The 21,223-nt window shown below is 31.1% G+C and carries 18 protein-coding genes, 1 pseudogene and 3 CRISPR repeat arrays (1 of these 22 running past the window's edge); of the genes and pseudogenes, 15 read left to right on the top strand and 4 right to left on the bottom strand.

Going from position 1 to position 21,223, the window contains the following annotated elements:
* Positions 1-99: 99 nt before the first annotated feature.
* Positions 100-450: a DUF190 domain-containing protein gene (locus NAAC61_RS07925; protein ID WP_103077262.1), complete on the bottom strand. Its 351-nt coding sequence runs from the start codon at positions 448-450 to the stop codon at positions 100-102.
* Positions 451-509: 59 nt separating this feature from the next.
* Positions 510-887, bottom strand: coding sequence for a fluoride efflux transporter CrcB (gene crcB / locus NAAC61_RS07920; RefSeq protein WP_103899347.1), 378 nt, complete (start codon positions 885-887; stop codon positions 510-512).
* A gap of 290 nt (positions 888-1,177) precedes the next feature.
* Positions 1,178-1,605: direct repeats of the CRISPR family, unit length 31 nt; unit sequence CTTTTTATCCTACCTATGAGGAATGGAAACT.
* Between the two features lie 351 nt (positions 1,606-1,956).
* Here crcB and cmr1 (NAAC61_RS07915) point away from each other — a divergent pair.
* From cmr1 (NAAC61_RS07915) to NAAC61_RS07885, 7 genes are read left to right on the top strand one after another with little or no spacing between them, the layout of a single operon-like run.
* Positions 1,957-2,607, top strand: coding sequence for a type III-B CRISPR module RAMP protein Cmr1 (gene cmr1, locus NAAC61_RS07915; protein ID WP_202695653.1), 651 nt, complete (start codon positions 1,957-1,959; stop codon positions 2,605-2,607).
* Entirely contained in the window at positions 2,591-3,100 is a 510-nt protein-coding gene (locus tag NAAC61_RS07910; RefSeq protein ID WP_202695652.1) for a hypothetical protein, read from the top strand. The genes cmr1 (NAAC61_RS07915) and NAAC61_RS07910 overlap by 17 nt, the downstream gene beginning before the upstream one ends.
* Positions 3,093-4,343 (top strand): RAMP superfamily CRISPR-associated protein, encoded by a 1,251-nt coding sequence (locus tag NAAC61_RS07905; RefSeq protein ID WP_202695651.1) that lies wholly within the window; start codon positions 3,093-3,095, stop codon positions 4,341-4,343. Before NAAC61_RS07910 ends, NAAC61_RS07905 begins: the two co-directional genes overlap by 8 nt.
* Entirely contained in the window at positions 4,324-7,374 is a 3,051-nt protein-coding gene (locus NAAC61_RS07900) for a CRISPR-associated protein Csx11 (protein ID WP_202695650.1), read from the top strand. The genes NAAC61_RS07905 and NAAC61_RS07900 overlap by 20 nt, the downstream gene beginning before the upstream one ends.
* Positions 7,367-8,497 carry an RAMP superfamily CRISPR-associated protein gene (locus NAAC61_RS07895; RefSeq protein WP_202695649.1) on the top strand — a complete coding sequence of 377 codons (1,131 nt, stop codon included), beginning with the start codon at positions 7,367-7,369 and terminating at the stop codon, positions 8,495-8,497. The genes NAAC61_RS07900 and NAAC61_RS07895 overlap by 8 nt, the downstream gene beginning before the upstream one ends.
* Positions 8,484-8,873 (top strand): hypothetical protein, encoded by a 390-nt coding sequence (locus NAAC61_RS07890; protein WP_202695648.1) that lies wholly within the window; start codon positions 8,484-8,486, stop codon positions 8,871-8,873. The genes NAAC61_RS07895 and NAAC61_RS07890 overlap by 14 nt, the downstream gene beginning before the upstream one ends.
* Positions 8,866-9,672 carry a hypothetical protein gene (locus tag NAAC61_RS07885; RefSeq protein ID WP_202695647.1) on the top strand — a complete coding sequence of 269 codons (807 nt, stop codon included), beginning with the start codon at positions 8,866-8,868 and terminating at the stop codon, positions 9,670-9,672. The genes NAAC61_RS07890 and NAAC61_RS07885 overlap by 8 nt, the downstream gene beginning before the upstream one ends.
* 68 nt (positions 9,673-9,740) lie before the next feature.
* On the opposite strand, the gene cas6 is transcribed toward NAAC61_RS07885, so the two are convergent.
* On the bottom strand, positions 9,741-10,067 hold the full coding sequence (gene cas6, locus NAAC61_RS07880; RefSeq protein WP_337919956.1) for a CRISPR-associated endoribonuclease Cas6: 327 nt from the start codon (positions 10,065-10,067) through the stop codon (positions 9,741-9,743).
* Positions 10,015-10,488: a hypothetical protein gene (locus NAAC61_RS07875; RefSeq protein ID WP_202695646.1), complete on the bottom strand. Its 474-nt coding sequence runs from the start codon at positions 10,486-10,488 to the stop codon at positions 10,015-10,017. The genes cas6 and NAAC61_RS07875 overlap by 53 nt, the downstream gene beginning before the upstream one ends.
* 261 nt (positions 10,489-10,749) lie before the next feature.
* Positions 10,750-11,316: direct repeats of the CRISPR family, unit length 30 nt; unit sequence CTTTTTATCCTACCTATGAGGAATGGAAAC.
* A 1,226-nt stretch (positions 11,317-12,542) separates the two neighbouring features.
* Between NAAC61_RS07875 and cmr1 (NAAC61_RS07870) the strand changes: the two genes are divergently transcribed.
* The 8 genes and pseudogenes from cmr1 (NAAC61_RS07870) to NAAC61_RS07840 all read left to right on the top strand — a co-directional run bounded on the left by cmr1 (NAAC61_RS07870) (position 12,543) and on the right by NAAC61_RS07840 (position 19,959).
* The gene (gene cmr1, locus NAAC61_RS07870) at positions 12,543-13,877 is read left to right on the top strand and encodes a type III-B CRISPR module RAMP protein Cmr1 (RefSeq protein ID WP_202695645.1); all 1,335 of its coding nucleotides are present in this window, start codon (positions 12,543-12,545) and stop codon (positions 13,875-13,877) included.
* Entirely contained in the window at positions 13,870-14,421 is a 552-nt protein-coding gene (locus NAAC61_RS07865; RefSeq protein WP_202695644.1) for an RAMP superfamily CRISPR-associated protein, read from the top strand. The genes cmr1 (NAAC61_RS07870) and NAAC61_RS07865 overlap by 8 nt, the downstream gene beginning before the upstream one ends.
* Positions 14,406-14,537, top strand: a pseudogene (locus NAAC61_RS11365) (RAMP superfamily CRISPR-associated protein); the annotation flags it as partial. The gene NAAC61_RS07865 and the pseudogene NAAC61_RS11365, both read left to right, overlap by 16 nt.
* Positions 14,538-14,705 (top strand): hypothetical protein, encoded by a 168-nt coding sequence (locus NAAC61_RS11360; RefSeq protein WP_237729830.1) that lies wholly within the window; start codon positions 14,538-14,540, stop codon positions 14,703-14,705.
* A 69-nt stretch (positions 14,706-14,774) separates the two neighbouring features.
* Positions 14,775-17,708: a CRISPR-associated protein Csx11 gene (locus NAAC61_RS07855; RefSeq protein ID WP_202695643.1), complete on the top strand. Its 2,934-nt coding sequence runs from the start codon at positions 14,775-14,777 to the stop codon at positions 17,706-17,708.
* The gene (gene cmr4, locus NAAC61_RS07850; protein WP_202695642.1) at positions 17,705-18,598 is read left to right on the top strand and encodes a type III-B CRISPR module RAMP protein Cmr4; all 894 of its coding nucleotides are present in this window, start codon (positions 17,705-17,707) and stop codon (positions 18,596-18,598) included. The genes NAAC61_RS07855 and cmr4 overlap by 4 nt, the downstream gene beginning before the upstream one ends.
* Entirely contained in the window at positions 18,585-19,013 is a 429-nt protein-coding gene (locus NAAC61_RS07845; protein WP_202695641.1) for a hypothetical protein, read from the top strand. Before cmr4 ends, NAAC61_RS07845 begins: the two co-directional genes overlap by 14 nt.
* Positions 18,997-19,959 (top strand): hypothetical protein, encoded by a 963-nt coding sequence (locus NAAC61_RS07840; RefSeq protein ID WP_202695640.1) that lies wholly within the window; start codon positions 18,997-18,999, stop codon positions 19,957-19,959. Before NAAC61_RS07845 ends, NAAC61_RS07840 begins: the two co-directional genes overlap by 17 nt.
* Before the next feature lie 347 nt (positions 19,960-20,306).
* Positions 20,307-21,223: direct repeats of the CRISPR family, unit length 30 nt; unit sequence CTTTTTATCCTACCTATGAGGAATGGAAAC (it continues 424 nt past the right edge of the window).

Here is a 21,223-nt window from a genome sequence, read left to right as displayed (position 1 = left end):
ACAAATATTCAAACCCGGTGGAAATGCTCACCGGGTTTTTATATCGTAAATACGACTTAGCTATAATAATTTTAATAACGTGGATTTTATTATCAGAATCTATTCTTTATCTACTTTTTTACTACTAGAATAACTAATTACCTTTACATCTTCTACAGTAATTAATCCATCTTTAACTAATTCCTGGACCTCAGGTAATATTTTTTCAATCTTTTCAGCCTCATCTACCACTTCTATTATCAAAGGAAGATCTGAGGATAATTGTAAAATATGTGCACTTTCTATTCTACTATTTAAGCCGAAACCTTCTATGCCTCTAATGACAGTAGTACCAGCCATCCCAGCCTTTTTAAACTTCTTAACTAAAACGTGGTAAAGTGGCTCATGATTCCATTTATCTGTTTCACCAATATATATTTTTAAAATCTTGCCTTCTCCTGAATATTGCATAATTTTCTCCTTTCTATGGACTATCTAGCAATTTAAATAAATTTATTAAGGAAACGGAATTAGCTAATAGCCTTTGCTAGAATAATGCCTCCCATAACAGAAACAAGACCTAAGAGCAAATTCGAAAGGATATTCATTCCAGCAAAGAACCAATCTCGTTCTTCAATAAGAACAACTGTCTCATAACTAAAGGTTGAAAAAGTAGTCAGAGCACCGATAAATCCCGTGGTGATTGCCAATCTAAGGTAAGGATGAGTTAAACCTTTCTCTAGGAAAAAGGTCATTATAAATCCAAGGAGAAAAGACCCAAGAACATTAACTATTAAAGTACCATAAGGCAAAACACCCTCAAGTTTCAAGCTTACCCACCTCGAAAGCAAAAATCGACTAATCGCTCCAAAAAATCCTCCTAACCCTACAAAGAAAATTTCTACCATATTTGGCTCCTTTCTTTTTCCAAAGATCTTTTAACATTATTATATATTATAATTATTCAAAAACAAAAAAAGTTATAATATTTACGGAGACCTTAAAATAGAAGATAAAGAAAATAATAAAAAAAAGTCTGTTGATCTCCAATAAGGTAAAAATCCGAGGGGATCGACAGACAAGTGGTAAAAGTCACAAGCATCATATCATGTATATTTGAATTGAATTTTAACAATTTTTCAAAATTTTGTTTGACAATCGTAATTATTTATGATATAGTATTTATAGATATCTTATGCTTTTTATCCTACCTATGAGGAATGGAAACCCCATACATATCGCTTGAATATTCAATTAGAATATCTTTTTATCCTACCTATAAGGAATGGAAACAAGTCATAGTTGTATATTATGTTGACTTTAATTGGCTTTTTATCCTACCTATAAGGAATGGAAACATTTTTGAAACAACCTTTCAAATATATTCGGCATTCCTTTTTATCCTACCTATGAGGAATGGAAACTTGTCATCCAACTTTTTGGCTGCACCAAATATTGCTTCTTTTTATCCTACCTATGAGGAATGGAAACTCATCATCAGAAATACCAGTGGTATTTCTGTTTTCTTTCCTTTTTATCCTACCTATGAGGAATGGAAACTTTCAATCATGCATATCGCCTCCCAAGCCCTCTGACTTTTTATCCTACCTATGAGGAATGGAAGGGTTAGATAGGAATGGAAGATGGGTGGAGAAATGTAAAGTAGGGAGAGAATCGGAAGTGGTAATTAGGAATATAGGAATTTGAAACGATGGAAAAGGGTGAATGCCCGATTTTTCGTTGGAAAGTAGGTTGAATGCATAGGACTTAGGAATCTATGAGCAAGAATTTTTTTTGGAAAACAATTTTAGGTAGAAAGAAAATGATAAGATACAATACTTGTTCTTTGACTTGTAAGAAAAATTAGAAAAGAAATTAGACTTTTTAGTCAAAAAATATTATTGCTGATGTGGAAACTTTTTATAGTAATTACTAGAAAAAGTACCAGTGAAATCTTTTTTCGGAGGGCTAAAATAAATGAAGAAAAAAGAAATTAAGCTTAATTTCATTACACTTACTCCTCTGTGGAATGGGAATGTCTGGAATAGAACTGACCAATTACGAGCTTCAGAACTTTTTGGAAGTTTGCGTTTTTGGTTTGAAGTAATTTGTTATTTTTCAGGAATAACGAACAAAGATAATTATGAAAAAGGGATTTTAAAAGATAACTTTGATTCCAAAACTTTTGACGAAATAATTCAGGAAAAAGGAGTCAATTTTGATAAGATAAATGAAGCATTTAATAAAATGGATCTACCACTTCCTATGAGGATTTTTGGTTGTAATGGTTGGGGAGGAATGTTAAAGTTAAAGAGTATCAAACTTATGGGAGTTAACCATAAAATATCTTTCCCTGATAAATTTTATGTAAATAAGGAAAATTTTAAGATAAGTGAAACAAAACCAAGTAACAAAGAAAAGTCAAATTGGTCAGCTTTTTATTTCCCAAGAGGATATTTTTACGGTGATTTTGAAATTACATTTGAAGTTGTGGAAAATATTTTAGAACCAATTTTCTATCCCTTATTAACATATATGGAGAAATATGGTTATTGGGGAGGAAAGTGGAATATGGGCTTTGGACGGCTAAAAATAAAAAATACTCTTAACAATGAAAAAAATTTCTAGAGACAAATTTGAATTTTCCAAATTCGATAGCAAAAGATACAAAGATAAGACTATTGATGAATTAATTGAAATAAATGAAGAATTAAGTATATCTTCTCCAATGGAAGAATATACAAAATTCCTTTTTAACTTGAAAAAAGAAGATAATAATTCCTGTGAGGAATTCCTCGAAAAAAGTCCTTCTAAAATTACAATAGCAAGGATCATGGATTTAGAATCAGATAAAGAAATCAAAAACGAAAAAGAAAAAGAAATATTGGAGAAATTAATTGCCTTAAAAGTAAAACTTCGAAGTTATTTAAGACTTCAAAATTCAGATGCTAAAAAAGATGAAGAAATGAAGAATATTCGTCATTTAGTATTTGGAGAGCGGGGAGAAGGATCCAAAATACTCCCGTATATTGATTTGAGAGAAGGTAAGTTTAAAGGGGGTTTTTTATCAATTGTTGGCTTCTCTCAACTTAAATTAGGAGAGGAGGAATGTCATGATTAGCTCTGATTTTTATGAACCATCTAATAAGCAAAAAATAAAACTAGAAGAGCATGCAACTTTAGATGAATATATATTATTTTGCAAAGATAATATTTTTTGCGATACAAAAAAGATTAAGGAAATGAAGGCTGAAGAACGAATTAGATTATTCACCTTGTTTGGAGAAAAGGATCATAAGCGATATATGAACGTAGCTCTAAAAGATTTTCCATTAAATTGGTTAAAAGACCATTATCCAAAAGGAGCATCTAAAGATAGCTCTAAGGTCTTTGAAATAGATGAAAAACTTATAAAACAAGTTTCTAAATTTTCGGGGTTAATAGAAATAGAAAAGTTAAAGGAAGTTGAAAAAGCACCTAATATTTTAAAAGCACTTCCAACTAAGGATTCGATTATACTTTTGCTTGAATTTACACTTAAAAACCCCTATTTTTCTAAAGATGATGAAGATTTTTACTTAATACCGAATCCTGTATTAAAAGAAAAGGTATTCAAAGTTCCTATGATTAGAGGCAGTTCTTGGAAAGGATCAATAGCGAATGCTTTTAAAGTTCTAATTAATGAAGAATCAGCCAAAAATAGACTTATTGAAAGTTATTTTAGAATTTTTGGAGCGGGTTCTGAAAGTATAAAATATCTAGAACAATACTTTAATGAGGTTATAAAACGTGAAGGATTAAGCAATAAAAAGAATAAAGAAGTTAGAGACAAGATAGTCCAGTTGCTATTATTCGAGTTAGGAGTAAGTTTGAACGAAAAAGAAATAGAAAAAATTAAAAATGGCAATATTATTGAAGTTGTAAGCGGATGGCTTTCAGATAAAGCCCAAGAATATATCGATAAATTACAAATACCTTTCAGTTGTCAAACGCACAAGGGTGGTGCCATATTCTATCCAACCTATTTCAATAAACTTTCTTTGGAAGTAATTAATCCGCATGATAGAAGCAAAAGAGCGGGGACTAAACCAATATTTTACGAAGTTGTTCCTAAAGAAACAAAGGGGATACTCCAAATTATATATATTCCTAATGTTTCTTTTACAGATAAAGATAAATTAGAAGACGACATTAAGAATTTAGATAGATCAATAGAAATACTCGCTAATGAAGGAATAGGTGCTAAAACAAAATTTAGCTGGGGAACTTTTATAATAGACCAAAAGTGGTATCGAACAAAAGATAATACTCAAAAAATAGAATTCCCCGAGGGGTGGAAAGAAATTGACACTAGATTTATCTAAGTTAAAAGATCATAAAGCAGAAATATTAAAATGCGAAATTATATCATTACTCTTCAACCTTGGAAAAACGCATGCTGGAATTTCTAACTATAAGAAGGAGAAGAATAAGAAGAAGGACTATTTTCCTCAAGCTCAAAGTAAATTTACAGGTTACCGGAAGTATTATAACGATCACTTCTTTGAAAGTGAGTTAAAAGAGGTAAATCCAAAATTATTGGATTTCGTGGACTCAATTACTATAAATATTTTTAATCAAAAAATTACATGGATAAAATCATCTAAAAAGAATGTAACTTTTGAAAATTTTTTCGGGAACATTTTCTTTAGCGGATGTGAAAATATAAATTCCTCTATAGATAAAGGAGCGCCAATTTCACAACTTGATAAGTTGTGGATTTCTAACGCCTTTGGTGGTTATAAGGAAGATGTGAAACAAGAGAATCTTGATTGTGGTAGGAAGCTTTTTTTTCAAAAATTAGATTCTTTCTTAGAATACAAAGGGTTTTATGCAAATAAAAATAATCTTAATGAGAGCAACTGGTGCGATCTTAGAAATTTTGTTTTTGATAATGTTCAAGATTGGTATATACACCTTCTTAGTGATACCAGATTCCCAGTGAACGACGTAACTCTTTGGGATCAAGCATATATGTCAGCCTCTTTATTTAAAGCTTTTGTTAGTTCTGCAATATTAAAGGATAACTGCAAAGAAGGATCTAAATCTAATGAGAAAATAATCGATTCAAAAAGAGAAAACTACCGAAATATAAAATGGTCAATCCTTGGGATCCAGTATGACAAGTTAGCATTGGCAGAAAAAGCCTTAAAGCCCGTTCATATAAAATGGTATAGAGAAGTCGCTAAAGAGGTTGATGACGAAATTAGTGATCTTTTTGTTTGTGAATATCCTATAGGTAATGAAATATACAGAGATGAAACGGGGATTTATTTTCTTGTTAGTGAGGAATTAATTAATGGTAATTCAAGTGGTGATAACAGCTCAAACTTTTATCCATTATCTGATGACTTGGATGAAATAAAAAAGGCTGTCAGAGAAGTGTTTTTAAATAAATTTCATGGAGAAGTATTTCCAGCAATTTTTCTGACAAAACCATCACGTAGACTAGGAACCCTTGGCCATCTTTTATATAAAGCAAGTGAGAACTATCTAAAAGCCGAATTACCTCCGAACTTTGAAAAAGAAATGATAAAAGATAGCGATTCTCAGGGAGAAGGAGTATGTCAAGTTTGTGGGTTGCGTTTAGCTAATAAAAAAGATAAGGATTATTTAGTTTGTGATATTTGTGAAGAACGTGGGCAAGGAAGATTGGACGAATGGATGAATAATAGGTCTCAAGAAACCATATGGACTGGAGAAATACAAGATAAAAACGGAATGATTGCCTTGGTAACCCTAAAATTTGAGTTAGAACAATGGTTAAACGGTAACTTTTTAAGTACGATGGTGATCAATGATATCTATCATATGAAGAATGTTCCGGATTTTAGCAGTTTAATCGAAGAGTTAATCAAAGATATTGAAACAAAACCTGACAAACCACTAAAAGATACTTCATTATCTGAACTTGTGGATAAAAGCCTCAGCAAGACGAAATTAAATGAATACATTGAAAGTATTTTATTCGAGCTTACCATAGGTACTCAGTGGGAAAATTTTATAAAAGAAACGCTCAAAGAACCTAATAGGTGTTCTTTTGATGAAAATAATAGAAAAATCGATTGGAACGGCATGCCTGATGAAGATAAACGATTCCTTTTAACCCTTTTTACACAATTTATAATTCAAAAAGGGCCATCACCAGCTAGATTGAAAAGAATCTGGGATTCAACACAAGATTTTCTTTTTGACATAAAATCTAATTTAGAATCTCTTTTAGAAATTCCAGAAAATAGGAAAAAACGATTTATTTGGGAAAAGAAGGGCATACCAGATGGTGAATATTATGATGGAGATTTAGATTTTTGGGTAAAAGACGGAAATGTATATTTAATTACCAACACAGAAAAAAAAGAGAGCAAAAATAACTTTAATCTTAGAGATTATGAAACTAAAGAAAAAGATTCAATTGAATTGAACTTAGATGACAAGCAAGAAGAAAATTATCTACCATTTTTATCAATAATAGATCCAACTCCTGTTAGTTGGCAATTCGCTATTCCAGCAAACTACGTGCAAAATTTATTAAAAAACATTAAAGAAGAATACCTGAAAAGTTTTGGTTGGGTATATGGAAAACTTCCGCTACATATAGGGATAATTATGCAAAATTACAAAAAACCTCTTTATGTGGGAATAAAAGCGTTAAGAAAAATAAGAAGAGATAAAACTGAGTGGAAAGATCTAAGACAAGAAACAGGTGAAAATGGTCTAAAATCCATTCTTAAGGACACTTATCAGAATAATTATTCAGTATCAGATAATTTGGAAGATTATTACTCTCTATACGAAAAAACTAATAATGATGGTAAGTATAAATTTTATATCTATCCTGATGTCTCTAAAGAATCCTCTTATTCAATAATAGATAATTTAAAAGATGATGTAGCGAATAAGTATTATTTTTACCCGAACACATTTGATTTTGAGTTTTTAGAAACAAATTCAAGACGGAACGATATATTTTATGAACTAGGCAAAAGAAGGATTAATAGGAAAAACAATAGACCTTATAATTTAGAAGATTTTCAATATTTTATTCTTTATAAAAAATTTTTTGAAAACAAAGAAGCAAGCAAATTGCAAAAGTTAGTATATTTGATTTATTCTAAAATAGCTGATTGGGAAGGCAATGCAGAATCGATAAAGTCCTTTTTACTTTCAACTTTTGTAAACATTCTTGAATTAAAGAACGAAGAAGAAAAAAGAAATTTTGCATTGATATTGAAATATAATGACTGGGAAGAATTGGAGCGCACTGATGTAAACCTTTTTATAGATAGAGTAAAAACATTTCTTGATATGTTTGAATTCTATCACAAAGCTTTAAAAGGAGGCAATCTAAATGAGTGATAACTTAGCAAGTGAGGTTAAAATCTTTTCAGTAGCTCAAGATCCAATATATATAGGAACAGGCGGCTATACCATAGGACGTGTTGATAATACGATTGTTAGAGATCCGACAACCAAAATTCCAAAGATACCAGGCAGTTCATTAGCTGGAACGTGGAGGTATTATGTAGCTTTGGCGTTACAAGAAAAAATAAAAGACAAAAAGCCAAAGCTAGAAACTTTAAAGAATCGACAAGATAGGGAAAGTTTTGAAGAAAAATTGTCCAAAATTGAATGGAAAGATGGGGATACGGATTTAAAGAAATGGCATAAATTTAATGGAAATAAAATTTCAAGCTATAAATGTGCTGGTCAAGATGAGCTTCCAAACACAAATTTTGAGGATTTCTTCAAAACTGGAGAAAATGAAAAATATAGTGGTCATTGCGGTCATTGTATCGTTTGTAAAGGTTTTGGCTTCTCTAAGAGAAATTTAAGTTGGCAAGGTATGCTTTTTTTCTCTGATCTAAAAATTCTATTTTTTCCTATCTATACAAGATTAGGAGTTAGATGGATTACAAGCCCAAAAATTTATTATGATGCCTGTGGTAAATCTTTAAACAAAAAGCCTCAAGATGGCGAAGTAATAGCTCACCAAAGCAACGAAGGATATTTAAATTTGGGTTGGCTTAATTTCAAAGTGAAAAAAAATACGAATAATATTAATATTCAACAAGAGGAAGAGTTAACAAACTATCTGTCTGAAGAAAATATAGTTGTTGTTTCAGATAACATAGTGTCTCAACTAATAAACGCTAATCTTGAAGTAAGAACGTCAGTATCAATAAATCCGCTTACAGGTGCTGCAAAAGAAGGTGCCTTATTTACTTATGAAGCCATTCCAAGAGGAACTATTTTTTATGGCAGTATAAGAATTTTTGATAAGTCGGCTTTTGAAAATTTTAAGAATGGCATAGGAGAACTTCCCGATTTAGAAGATCTGAAATGTTCTTTAGAAGACAGTAAACATTTTTATGAGACTTTGGGTATTGGGGGGTTAACTACAAGAGGATTTGGAAGAATGAAGATATTATCCCAAATATCAAATAATTGTGAGGTGATTGAAAATAATGAGCAACATTGAAGCAGATATAAATAAAATGTCCTTTGAAATTGTAGAATCAATCTTTAAAAAGGAAGGTTCACAACGTTCAAAGTATATAAATGAAATTGATAAGGCGTTAGGAGTTTTAGTAAACGATGGGGTATATGCTTACTATGTCTATGTTAAATCAAAAAACATCAGTGATGTTTTTCTTGATTTATTAGGGGATCTGCAAAAGTTTGTAGATAATACGGAAGAGAAAAAAGAGTGGGAAGATTATTTTCAAGAACTTTCTAAAGATTTGAATAAGTTATTGTTTTTTCGTGAATTACTAGAAAAAGTGTTAATTTATGCTAGATATCATGCTAAGGCCAAAGAAAATAAAACTAAGGAAGAGAAAAAAGAAAATGTGTGAGAAAAAATGGTATAAGCTTATATTCGAACAACTTCAGCCTATTCATATTGGAACTAGAAGATATGGGGTCATTTCAGAAACAAGAATATTCATCCCAGGCTGGACTATGTGGGGAGCTTTAACAAAATTTTACAATCTATACTACAATAAAGGAAATTTTTCAGAAAATGAAAAACTATTTGAAAATATATCTTGCTTTTATCCCTCTTTTGAGAAAAATGGAGATAAACCTTTGTTACCAAGGTGGGAGCAAGGAGAATTTTTCTTGGGTGATTATCGTGAAGAATTTTTTCGTGCAATGTTTGTGGATACTTTTGTCTCAACCGCGATTGTTCCTTTAAATAGAGGAGCAAAAGATGAATCTTTGCATGAGATTGACATTGTACTACCAAAATCCAAGGAAGCTTTTCACGAAGGAAGAAAGGGAAATCTCTACTGGGTGGGATTTTTAAGAATAAGCGAACAAACAAAAGAAAAGCTATCGAGAAATAAACAGTTTAAATTAACCATTGGCGGGGACAGTAGATATGGGCTTGGTGAAATGATGTTAGTCGACATAAAAGAAGAATCAATAGAAAATGATTTAGATTTTCTATTTGCAAACTTTCTCAGTGTTTCCAACGGACCCGTTGAAAGTACTATTGAACACATAATTGAGATTCAAAGGATCGAAAATAAAAATTTTTCAGTACAAAGCAAAGGTTTATATTATCATCCGGGTTATAAAATGAAAAAAGAAAAAGAAGAAATTAAAAAATATGTAGACAAAATATCGAAAGGTTGCATAGAAAAACTTTAATCCGTCTTTAGATATTTGAATTGATTTTTAACAATTTCTCAAGGTTTTACGGAATTCTCTATCCATAATCATATAACTTCTACTAACCCAAATCCTTGGGAGTTTTTTGCTCCAAAACCAGAATCATAACCAATTTTTAACAAACTTGGGTTCCCTTGAATTTCAAAAACTCCATGCCAACCTTTAATAATAAAATTTTTATACTTTGTTATGATCATTTTAGAGCCTTTCTGATCAGCTTCTTTTATAACGAATTCATCATTACTTATTTCATTCGGAAGATTAGAATCATAATAGGCAAGATACTTTTTTATTAAGTTCTCTCTTATTAATTTTGAAAAGTTATCGTCGTTGGGGGAAAAGTAGACTGTCTTTTTTGAAGAATTTTGTTCTATCGTAGAATAAACAGTAATGGGGGATAAAGTCTTTACTTTTTATTTTATCGCTTTTTATTTCCAAATCATCGTACTCTAACTTCTCTACATGGATCTTTTGACCTAATAGTTCAAAATTGTCTCTAAATAAGAGTGAATCTGTGCAATACTGAATTAAGTTCTTGTCGTGAGAAGAAATTTTCAAAGAAACATTATCAGAAAACTCTATTGTTTTATCCTTTCTATTTAAAATAAATTTTCCATTTAGCCTTGAAAAAGAAAACAATTTGTACTTTCTTTTATTATAACGAAAGCCCTCGTTATGAACAAAGCTCCTGTATTCAGCATCGTCTATTAGATCAAGAATGAAAGCTTGAATGATATGATTATAATTTACTGGAAGTATTAAGTTATGAAAAGAAAATTGAATGTTTAATCTCATTTCAATTCTCCCGATATTTTAATTTAAAAACAAATACTTTTCTTGTAATATATTTTATCATAGAATAACAAAAAAAGCAAGAAAGTATAAAAAAACGTCTGTCGACCTCCAATAAGGTAAAAATCCCAGGAGATCGACAGACAAGTGTTAAAAATTACAATCCTTATATCATGCATATTTGAATTGATTTTTAACAATTTCTCAAAATTTTGATTGACAATCGTAATTTTTTATGATATAGTATTTATAGCTATCTTATGCCTTTTTATCCTACCTATGAGGAATGGAAACTCATGAGTAATCAATGAAAATTCTTCCCAAAAACTTCCTTTTTATCCTACCTATGAGGAATGGAAACATAGTTAAATAATTGTATCCCTTCGGCACGATAAAGGCTTTTTATCCTACCTATGAGGAATGGAAACTTCCCATACTTCAAAAATATAAACGACCTTTCAACCTTTTTATCCTACCTATGAGGAATGGAAACTCAATTGATATATCTGTAGTATTGATTAGTTCATAGCGTCTTTTTATCCTACCTATGAGGAATGGAAACCATCTAATCAACTCCTTTTTTAAATGATAGAAACAAAAGCTTTTTATCCTACCTATGAGGAATGGAAACTTTTTCCTCAGGTGTCTTTAGTATTTCTTTGATTTCCCTTTTTATCCTACCTATGAGGAATGGAAACAACTCTCCTATCCTTTTCATAACTTCCTTTTCACCCTCTTTTTATCCTACCTATGAGGAATGGAAACTCATATGAGCCTGAATAAAGATAACCGTTTGAACCGCTTTCTATCCTACCTATAAGGAATGGAAGGTGGGGAAGAGGAATGGGAACAGTACAATCTTCAACTTCCGGGAATTTCAAGTAGTTCGCTTCCACCTTTTAGCCAAGCTTTGATGGATGGAAAGAAGGGAAGCAAAGCTAGCGAACTTAAGCATTTTTTCTACTTCTTTTTGATCTAAAGGATAGAAAATATGGTAAGAGTTTTGACCTCATTGTAGATCATTCTTAAGCTTCTACGAAGTATCCCCTAAATTTTTAATCACACTTTAATTAATGGAAAATAGGAATGAGGCGGATATTGATGTCTCCCTTTTGCTCTAAATAATGTAAAATGTAGATAAAACAGAAATTACATTATATCCTAACTTGCTGAGGTTCTATACTGTGCAGTACAACCTTTTAGACAAGCTTTGATGAATGTAAAGTAGAAACGAAAATAATGCCTGCAAACATGAGTTTTTTTCTATTTATTTTGGTTTGAAAAGAATAAAAAGTACGAGAGAATAATGGAAACGTTCTTCCAAACGACTCATTTTGCTAGATGAGAAAATCATTATATTCTACGTATGTGGAATGAGGTACAGGTTTCGACGTTGGTTCTCTTATATCGTCGATATTTTGCTAACTATAAGAAACTAAATTAGCTTTTTGTGATTTTTTGCTTAGCTCTTCATTTTTCTCTTTTCTTTTTTTATCCTAAGAAGAAATTCACGATCAAATAAAGAAGAATATTTTAAGCATTACATTAGAAAAACTAAAAGAGTTACTGAAGTAGTTAGAATCAGCTCATTCTATACTAATGCAAAGTATTTAAACATTAAGTTTGCTTTTAAAATATCACTCCTTTGTTTTGAGTATTGTTAATAAGGAGTGATATTTTTTTCTTGAGAGATACTTTATAAGATATTTTTGACTCACTTAGAAAAATAATGTGGAATTTAAACTGAAGTTAGTTAACTTTACCAATGGTAAAAGGGAACAAATATTTTGTTGCATAAGAGAAGTTTATAATCGAATAATTTATTCTTCTAATGATTAAAAGAGTATTTTTCCTTTGTTTATAATTCATTTTTTACAATCCCACTTTTTGGAAGTGAATCAATTTATTATAAATAAATTAATAAAGCATGTTATAATATTTTTATACTTTGTAAATTGAAGATCTTTTATTATTAAAATATTTTACAGAAGGAGACTAATACTATTTGTTAGTAATTCTAAAGAGAAGGAAGATAATGCTTGTTAGGGGGGAACACAATGGAGGAATTTAGCGTTACTATCAAACCTTTGACTCCAATATGGACAGGAGATGCTAATGGAAAGAGTTCTACATTAAGAGAGACTGGCATAATTGGTAGCCTAAGATGGTGGTATGAGGCGTTAATTAGAGGACTGGGAGGTTATGCTTGTGATCCAACAGATGAAAGTTTAAGGTGTAAATTAGAACATGACAAATTCAATATGGCACTAAAATCCGGTAAAACCATGTCAGAAGCATTAAACGATCAAATTTGTCAAGCTTGTCAACTATTTGGATGTACAGGATGGTCAAGGAAGTTTAAGTTAGAAATTGAAACATTAGAAAAGAGTTCTGCTCCGTTCGTTATTGAGGAAATACCTAACGCTCGTTTTCCTTACTTCCTTGGATATTATGATACTAGTGAGAAGGCTAAAGAATATGTCAATAATGGTGGATTAATGGGAAAATATAAATTAAGATTTATTATTGAAGATGCTAACAAGGTTGACTTGTTAAAAAACTTATTTACATTAGCTTCAAGTTGGGGAATAGGTGCAGGTGTTCAAAAAGGTTTTGGTGTTGTTGATGTTGAGGAGAAATTGGAATTATCTAATACTACTTTTCCTCAACAAGCAGAAAGTGAGTATATAGACCCTTATACAGTACCTTTACCAAGATTAGATCAATTTTTCTTTTATAAAATACCAATTAATCCCAATTTTATAAACCAGATTTTGAAGTTAATTGGTTCTAGTAGTTACAAATCAATAAAAGATTTAAAAGATAAAGAACCGTTGGGAGAAGAAGTATTTTCTTCTTATCCATATCTTCCAACATCGCCATGGGTTAGAAACAAAATAAGATCACTATTTCGAGATAAATTTAAAAACAATCAAGTTTTACGACATTTATTAATGGGATTTATATCAAATAAAAATATAAAGCCAATTCATAAAGATTGTTGGGAACATTCCATTGAAAAAGATAAAAAGGATGGAGAAAAATATTATTGTGAAGTTTGCAAAAAAGGAAATATAACGAAAGACCAAATTATCGAGAAAACAGGGTCAAAAATTTTTGTATCTCATATATATAACAAAAATGCATACAAGAATAATCAAGAACCTAAGTGGGAAATGAGAATTTGGGGATGGCTTCCAGAGATTCCTAAAAAGATAAATGTTAGTAGAAAAGAAATTAAGCAGTTATTACAAGTTAAATTCAAAGATGAAGACTTTTGGAAGCAAACTTTTGGCTTTATAGAAAATCCTGTTTTGATTGAAAGCATACAAGAAAAATGGGATTTAGATCCCACACTTTTGATAAATAACAGAGGTGTTTTTTATGAATGATGAAATGATTTATGATTATTATCTTAGTAAGGCAAAGACTTATAAAGATGTTGAACTTGCCCAATTGAAAAAAGAAATTCAGGGCAAGTTAAAGACGGATATAAATATCCAAGATTTTTATCCTACTGCTAATGACCTAAAAAATCTTCCTCAAGATTCAGTTTTAATAAAAATTTCTTTTACCCTCAAAAAGCCCTATACAAGTAAAGACGAAGGAGAGTTCCATATAATTGCTGGCAAAATTTTTGAAAATCCTATTGTAAGGGATAAATTAACTGGCTTACCTATGGTTAGACCCTCAACATGGAAGGGACACTTAAGATATGCTGCTGGGAAGGTGGAATGGGGTGAAGTTGAGAAGAAAAAATTAATCACAAGGCTTTTTGGAAGTGAATCTGCTGAAGATGAAGATGATGAAACATCTAAAGGTAGACTATATTTTTTTCCCACTTTCTTTGAAGAAGCAGCAGAAAAGGATGTAATTACTCCTTTAAAAAGGGATACCAGAACCCCTACTAACAAAGGCCTATACCTCTTGAAGTAATAAAACCAGGCAAAAATGGAGATTTTTATCTTTTATATCTTCCGTATCCAAAAGGTAAAGATTTCAGAGAAGACGATATTAAAGAGGATCTAGAATTTCTTGCTGAGACATTAAAATTGATGTTTTACACCTATGGCTTTTCTGCAAAGAAAACATCTGGGTTTGGAATTATAGAACAGCTACAAGATAAAAATGTAGAGACTTATCCTGAGGATAAGAAATCAATTTTCTCAATCTTATACACCGAAGTAAACAAAACTGTTAACCATGGTGCATACAAATGAGAAAAAAAGTGATCAATCAATTAGCATTTATTATATACATTTTCGACAGTGATTGAAGGGGTGAGACGAATGTACGTTGATATAATCAAGAATGCTCGACAAAATATTCTAACTGGGGAGATAGGGGCGTTATTGCATGATATCGGTAAATGTCATCCAAATTTTATTAAAAGTAAATCTATTGAAAAAGCAGCATCGGATGAACATGCCCAAATTGATAAATTTTTAGAAAATGATTTGGTTAGTTACATTAAAGATGAGAAATTCACATTCAAGATAAAAAACTTAGAGACAGGTGTTTACTCTCTTATTACTAAACATCATTATAAGGATGAAGATCTTAAAGATCCTAAAGATCAGTTAGTAAAATTGTTGAAAACATGTGATCACAAAGATTCCGCTGATGACAAAGGCGTTGTAAGAAGGGAGCAAGGATTAGACAATACATATATCTCTTCTCCTTTTGGGCATCGAAAAGTAAAAATTGATCTAATGTGTCTTCAAAAAAGGTTCGATGGTTTACAGGATAATTTAATAGGGTTATTCAAAAATTATATTTCTGATGAGCTTGATTTATTTTGCTTTAGAAGAGGATTGTTGAATAATCTTAAAACCACTTTTTCACACGCATTAGGAGAAACAAGAATTCCTTCAAATGATGTTACACTGTGGGACCATTCTTATTCGACAGCTTCGTTATTTAAATCGGTATTATGCGAGATTGCATTGGATGAAGAACCTGATCCTGGCCAGCTTCAGTGGCGAGTGCTTGGTTTTTGCTGGGATGGTATCGGTTTTATAAACAAAGGTAAAAAGATTGCAGATATTTTAAAAAGGAATGAGATTATTGAAGAAATGAAGATCGAATTGAAAGAGAAATTTGAAGAAGAAATACCAATTGGAAATGCTATATATGAAGACATAAATGGAGTTTACTTCACTTTTCCCACCTTGAAGGATGATAATGCAAAAGAACTTGCAAAAGAATGCGCAGAGGAAAGTTTGAAGATTTTAAGAGACAAAAGTGATAATGAAATCTGGCCATTTTTTACTCTTAGCAAGCCCTCAACGACACTTACGATTCTTAGTAGCGAGTTAAAATCTGCCGCAGAGAAGAGAGATATTCCTAAAATGAGTCCAATGTTATTTGTTGAAAAGGGGGAGAAACGAATAGGTAGTAATCCAGATATTCCTATTCCTGAAACTGATGAAGATCGTAAAGATGTATGCCCTGTGTGCAGAATGAGAACAAAATCTGTAAATGATGAAAGATGTGATATCTGCGAAAAGAGAAGAAAAGGAAGGTTACAAGATTGGTTTAACAATAGAGAAAATACTATCTGGACGGATGAAGTTGCAGATAAAAATAACCGTGTTGCTTTACTTTCTCTTAATTTTAACCTTGATAAATGGCTTGATGGTACAATGATTGGAACAATTTTTAGTCAAACTTTTGAGGAGTGGTTTCATTCAAAAGAAAGCAAAAAATTATTTAATAATAAACAACAAGTTCAAAAATTGAAAAAAAGAAATATTGATTTAAATCTGCCTTTAAATAAATTATCCAAAGCTTTACTTAAAATTATCACTGATGAATCCATTTCCAGAGATAGAGGATTTAAAAGTGATATTATCAATACTTTTTACGAAGATATAAGTTCATCTCAAAATTCATCTGAAGATAACTATATTGATAAATTCATTGAAAAAATTAAGTATAGACTTGAACCTAAATCATTTGATTCTGATACTCTTCAGCAAGTGCTTTTTACCCAAAACCCATCACCAGCTCGAATATATAGAATATGGAAAGAAACAGAAGAATTCTTTGAATTGATTATAAAGGAAATAATAAATAAAATTTATTCTAATAAATGGGGGAGATTGAAATTTTCTATTGATAATAATAATTTGAAATCTAAGCTGAAGCAGGCAGAAGGATTAAAAGAAAATACTCCATATATAATTGAAAAAGAAAAATTAAACCCACAACATATTCTTGTTCTTCACACAAAAAATGGAGAATTTTACACCATAGAATCCCTTGATAAGTTTAAGTCTGAAGATGAAACTGGAGAAAATGCTGTTTATAAAGCATTAAAACAAGGATTTAACTACCTTGCGTTAGAGGACAAACCAAATGAAAATCTATTAAAAGAAGAAATAGAACCTAATAATATAAAAACTGAAGAATACATCCCTCTAATTGAAATTAATAAATCTCCTCTCTCGTTGAGAATGATTGTCCCAGCTTCTGACTCGATTAAAATTTTAGAATTGATATCAAAGCTTTACAATGAAAGATTTGAAAAGGTATTAGGGAAGTTGCCGTTAAATGCCAAACTTTTAGTAACAAACAGAAAATTCCCTTTGTATGTTTTACTTGATGCTGAAAAAAGAATGTTAGCTGGATCAGGGTTTACAAAAGCTATACCAACAAATATATGGTGGAATGTGGATTCACTTAGAAATGAAGAGTTTTACGGTTATTATCCCATCAAAAACCTTGATGAAGGGGAATACACGCTTGATGACCTTGCTTCACTTTCAAAGGGCAAAATTTACCAAATTTTCCCAGGTTATTTTGATTTCGAATTATTATTAGGAACTACGGATAGATACAACATATATTACAAAGGTGGGAAAAGAGGAGACAGAGATTATAAATTATTTTCAAAGAGACCATATTATCAATATCAATTTTCAGAGTTATTGGAATTATGGAATATTCTAACTGCTAATATTTCAGCTTCCCAAATTAATTTCATTGAGGAGTCTTTTATTACAAAACTAAGGGAATGGAGAAACATAGAAGATAATAACAAAGAAGATATATTCAAAGAGTTTGCTGTTGCTACATTAGAAGATGCATTTGGTAAAAAATGGGATGAGTTGTCGGAAGAAACCAGATTTTTACTTATTAATTCTTCTCAAAATAAAGCATTGTTGGATACAATTGTTTTATTTAGACATATATTGAAAGAGGGGGTTGAGGAAAAATGAGGGAAGATATGGAAAATGAAAATGTCAAAGACTTGGAACCAAAAAAAATTTTCATGAGAGCTCTTGATCCGATACACATTGGAGCTGGTGGATATAGGCTAGGTAGAGTAGATAATACCATAGTAAGAGATCCTGCAACAGATATTCCTAAAATACCAGGAACAGCAATTGCAGGCGTTGTAAGAGCGTTTTATGAAATAGAAGAAAAAGATAAAGATAAAGATAAAACAGACAAATTATTTGGAAGTGGTGAAAGTAAGGGTATGTTAAGATTTTATGATGGACAAATTATTTTCTTCCCTGTTTCTTCGATACAGGGCACAATATGGATTACAACAAAAGAACTACTTGAATATTGGTTTATAGAATTAAATGATAATAATGGAAACACAATAACAATTCCTGATAATAATCATGATGAAGCGTATGCATTAAAGGGTATAGATTCTCAAAAACCTTTGAACCTTGGCTGGCTTTTGTTAGAAGTTGCTTCGCCTGATGGTAAGGATATTAATTTACCTTCTAGCATATCCCTTTATGTGCAAAGAATTGTTATTGTTTCTGAAAAGTTGTTTTCACATATTGTAAATGATAATTTAGAAATCAGAACATCGGTGAAAATAGATTCAACAACCGGAACCGCTGCCGAAGGAGCATTGTTTACTTATGAAGCTATTCCAAGAGGCACAATATTAGGGTTTGAAGTAGTTAAGGATAAAACTAGGGAAAAAGGTGATATTGATATTGATAAAGTAATGGGAGCTGTTTCGTCATATTTCAACCTTCTTGGTATTGGAGGAATGGGAACAAGAGGATTTGGTAGGGTTGAGTTGTTAAATATTAGCAATAATTCAGAAGATCAGGAGGAATCTAAAAATGCTGAATCTTGATTATATCTGCATGAAATACGGTCAAGAAATAAGTAAAATCCACAATTCTAATCTTGAAAACAATCTTAGAAAAGCACTTGAAAACAATCTTAGAAAAGCACTTGGAGTTTTGCAGGAAGATGGTGTTTATGCAATGTTTCTCTGGCTCGAAGACAAAGACAAAGAAATAAGAAACAAGATTAATGAATTACTGAATTATAATGAAATAAAAAAATATTTTTTTGATGTTGGCTCTAAAAAGCAGTTTCCAGATGACTTTTCTGAATTTTGTAAAGAGTTACAAAACGTAGCCGAAGATATCGATAAACTTTTTTTTATGAAAAAGATTTTAGAACGTACATTAACTTATGCATTGTACCATGCGAAGGTTGGTAAAAATGATAAAGCTGGTGAAAACAGTGTGGCAAAAACTTAGTGTTGTTTTTAAATTAAAATCACCTCTTCATATCGGTTACACTCCCTTTAAAGGTTCAGTTGTTTCACCTACAAGATATTATGTGCTTGGAAAAAATTTCTGGGGTGCTATAACTAAACGCATTACAGAATTCTTGAAGAATAATTCTCAGAGTGATAGTTCACAAAAATACAATTATAAAAATAATGGTCGTGAAGTAATGGAGAATTTTAAATTTTCAAATTTTTATCTTTATGATGGAAAAACTGTTTATACCCCTTCTTATACTGATGGTGGTTTAAAGTATGGTAGTATTCCACAAACAGAGTTTGAACATATGTTCATTGGCAGTAGGATTTCAACTGCGATTAACGGAAAAAGTCAAACTGCCGAAGATGAAAGTCTTCATGAAATTGAATTTATAAACAACAAATTCAGAGATGAAAAAGCAAATATCAAGGATGTGAAAATTGCAGGCTATATTTGGATTAGAGATTCAGCAAAAATATGTGAGCATCCAGTTCAACTAGATACAAATTCAATAACTATTAATAACTTTAATATAATTCAAGAATTGATTCTTGGAGGAGAATCGAAGTATGGATTCGGACATGTTGAAATAGATGCAGTTGGGAATAATATTCCCTTGGAAATAAATAGTTCAGAGCCAGGCGAACAGGTAATAGTCACAATAGAAAACAATAAACCTCTTTTACACCATTTAGAATATCTTGATGAAATTCAATTTGAAGGGGACATAGAGCTTTTGACTGGAAGGGTATATTATGACCCTGAAAATGAAAAGAATAATGAATCCAAAAATTTCGATAATGCTCCAGGACGAAACATTTCAAAAGTTAAACCCTTTTTGACTCCTGGAACAAGAGTTACAGGAGAACGAGAATATAAGGCAGAATTAAATTACGATGGTACTCTTATAAATATTAAAAAAAGAAGAACAGGATGATAATTGAAAGAGTTATAGAAGAAACACAGCCTTATTTAGAAGGAATAAAGATCAAAGATACGGGTATATAGATTTCACTTATTGGTTTGGAACTTAGCAATAATCATGTATTTTAAATTAAAAATCAAGGTCTCTCTTGTAATATATTTTATTAACATAAAAAGCAGGAAGGTATGAAAAATGTCTGTCGACCACCAATAAGGTAAACATCCCATGGGATCGACAGACAAGTGTTAAAAATCACAATCCTTATATCATGCATATTTGAATTGATTTTTAACAATTTCTCAAAATTTTGATTGACAATCGTAATTTTTTATGATATAGTAATTATAGGCATCTTATGCCTTTTTATCCTACCTATGAGGAATGGAAACTTGGATAAAAAGATTTCTGAAGGTGACGAGGTTTCTCTTTTTATCCTACCTATGAGGAATGGAAACCTTAGCATCGCATTCATTTCTACGACCGCTTCCTTCACTTTTTATCATACCTATGAGGAATGGAAACAACTATTGGATGATCTATCCTTGACAAATAATTCAAACTTTTTATCCTACCTATGAGGAATGGAAACCTTCCAGTATAAATATTTCCTTCGGCTTTTCCTGTGAAAACACCTTTTTATCCTACCTATGAGGAATGGAAACGTGTGTGATCCAAAAGAAATTGCAGGTGCGGTTTGCCTTTTTATCCTACCTATGAGGAATGGAAACATTTCCAAAGCTAATAAAGCTTTCTGGCTTGCCGTCCTTTTTATCCTACCTATGAGGAATGGAAACTAAGATGGTTCTGTATATGATTTTACCTTTTCAAGAAACTTTTTATCCTACCTATGAGGAATGGAAACTTGCACTGTCGTAGTGTACACATTTGCTAACCTTTCCTTTTTATCCTACCTATGAGGAATGGAAACACGCTGACGCTATGCCGAGACCTAATCCTATATCTTTCCTTTTTATCCTACCTATGAGGAATGGAAACTTTGGATCGATAAATTTCTTTTTTGATTTGAAAGTATAACTTTTTATCCTACCTATGAGGAATGGAAACGTTATTATCTCATCAGCAACTCCAAAAATGTTTACAAGCTTTTTATCCTACCTATGAGGAATGGAAACAAGGTATTGAAGAAGATGAGATAAAGAATTTGAAACTTTTTATCCTACCTATGAGGAATGGAAACTTAGTCTCAATCCCCAAATCTTCAAGTTGATTTTGACTTTTTATCCTACCTATGAGGAATGGAAACCTTCTTCTATTT

The sequence above is a fragment of the Petrotoga sp. 8T1HF07.NaAc.6.1 genome (genome assembly GCF_016772115.1).
Taxonomy (GTDB): domain Bacteria; phylum Thermotogota; class Thermotogae; order Petrotogales; family Petrotogaceae; genus Petrotoga; species Petrotoga mobilis.
This window is presented reverse-complemented; position numbering and strand designations above follow the sequence as displayed.

Coding starts and splice junctions, on each gene's coding strand:
- NAAC61_RS07925 (WP_103077262.1), bottom strand. CDS start 450: ATGCAATATTCAGGAGAAGGCAAGATTTTAAAAATATATATTGGTGAA.
- crcB (WP_103899347.1), bottom strand. CDS start 887: ATGGTAGAAATTTTCTTTGTAGGGTTAGGAGGATTTTTTGGAGCGATT.
- cmr1 (WP_202695653.1), top strand. CDS start 1,957: ATGAAGAAAAAAGAAATTAAGCTTAATTTCATTACACTTACTCCTCTG.
- NAAC61_RS07910 (WP_202695652.1), top strand. CDS start 2,591: ATGAAAAAAATTTCTAGAGACAAATTTGAATTTTCCAAATTCGATAGC.
- NAAC61_RS07905 (WP_202695651.1), top strand. CDS start 3,093: ATGATTAGCTCTGATTTTTATGAACCATCTAATAAGCAAAAAATAAAA.
- NAAC61_RS07895 (WP_202695649.1), top strand. CDS start 7,367: ATGAGTGATAACTTAGCAAGTGAGGTTAAAATCTTTTCAGTAGCTCAA.
- NAAC61_RS07890 (WP_202695648.1), top strand. CDS start 8,484: ATGAGCAACATTGAAGCAGATATAAATAAAATGTCCTTTGAAATTGTA.
- NAAC61_RS07885 (WP_202695647.1), top strand. CDS start 8,866: ATGTGTGAGAAAAAATGGTATAAGCTTATATTCGAACAACTTCAGCCT.
- NAAC61_RS07875 (WP_202695646.1), bottom strand. CDS start 10,488: ATGAGATTAAACATTCAATTTTCTTTTCATAACTTAATACTTCCAGTA.
- cmr1 (WP_202695645.1), top strand. CDS start 12,543: ATGGAGGAATTTAGCGTTACTATCAAACCTTTGACTCCAATATGGACA.
- NAAC61_RS07865 (WP_202695644.1), top strand. CDS start 13,870: ATGAATGATGAAATGATTTATGATTATTATCTTAGTAAGGCAAAGACT.
- NAAC61_RS07855 (WP_202695643.1), top strand. CDS start 14,775: ATGTACGTTGATATAATCAAGAATGCTCGACAAAATATTCTAACTGGG.
- cmr4 (WP_202695642.1), top strand. CDS start 17,705: ATGAGGGAAGATATGGAAAATGAAAATGTCAAAGACTTGGAACCAAAA.
- NAAC61_RS07845 (WP_202695641.1), top strand. CDS start 18,585: ATGCTGAATCTTGATTATATCTGCATGAAATACGGTCAAGAAATAAGT.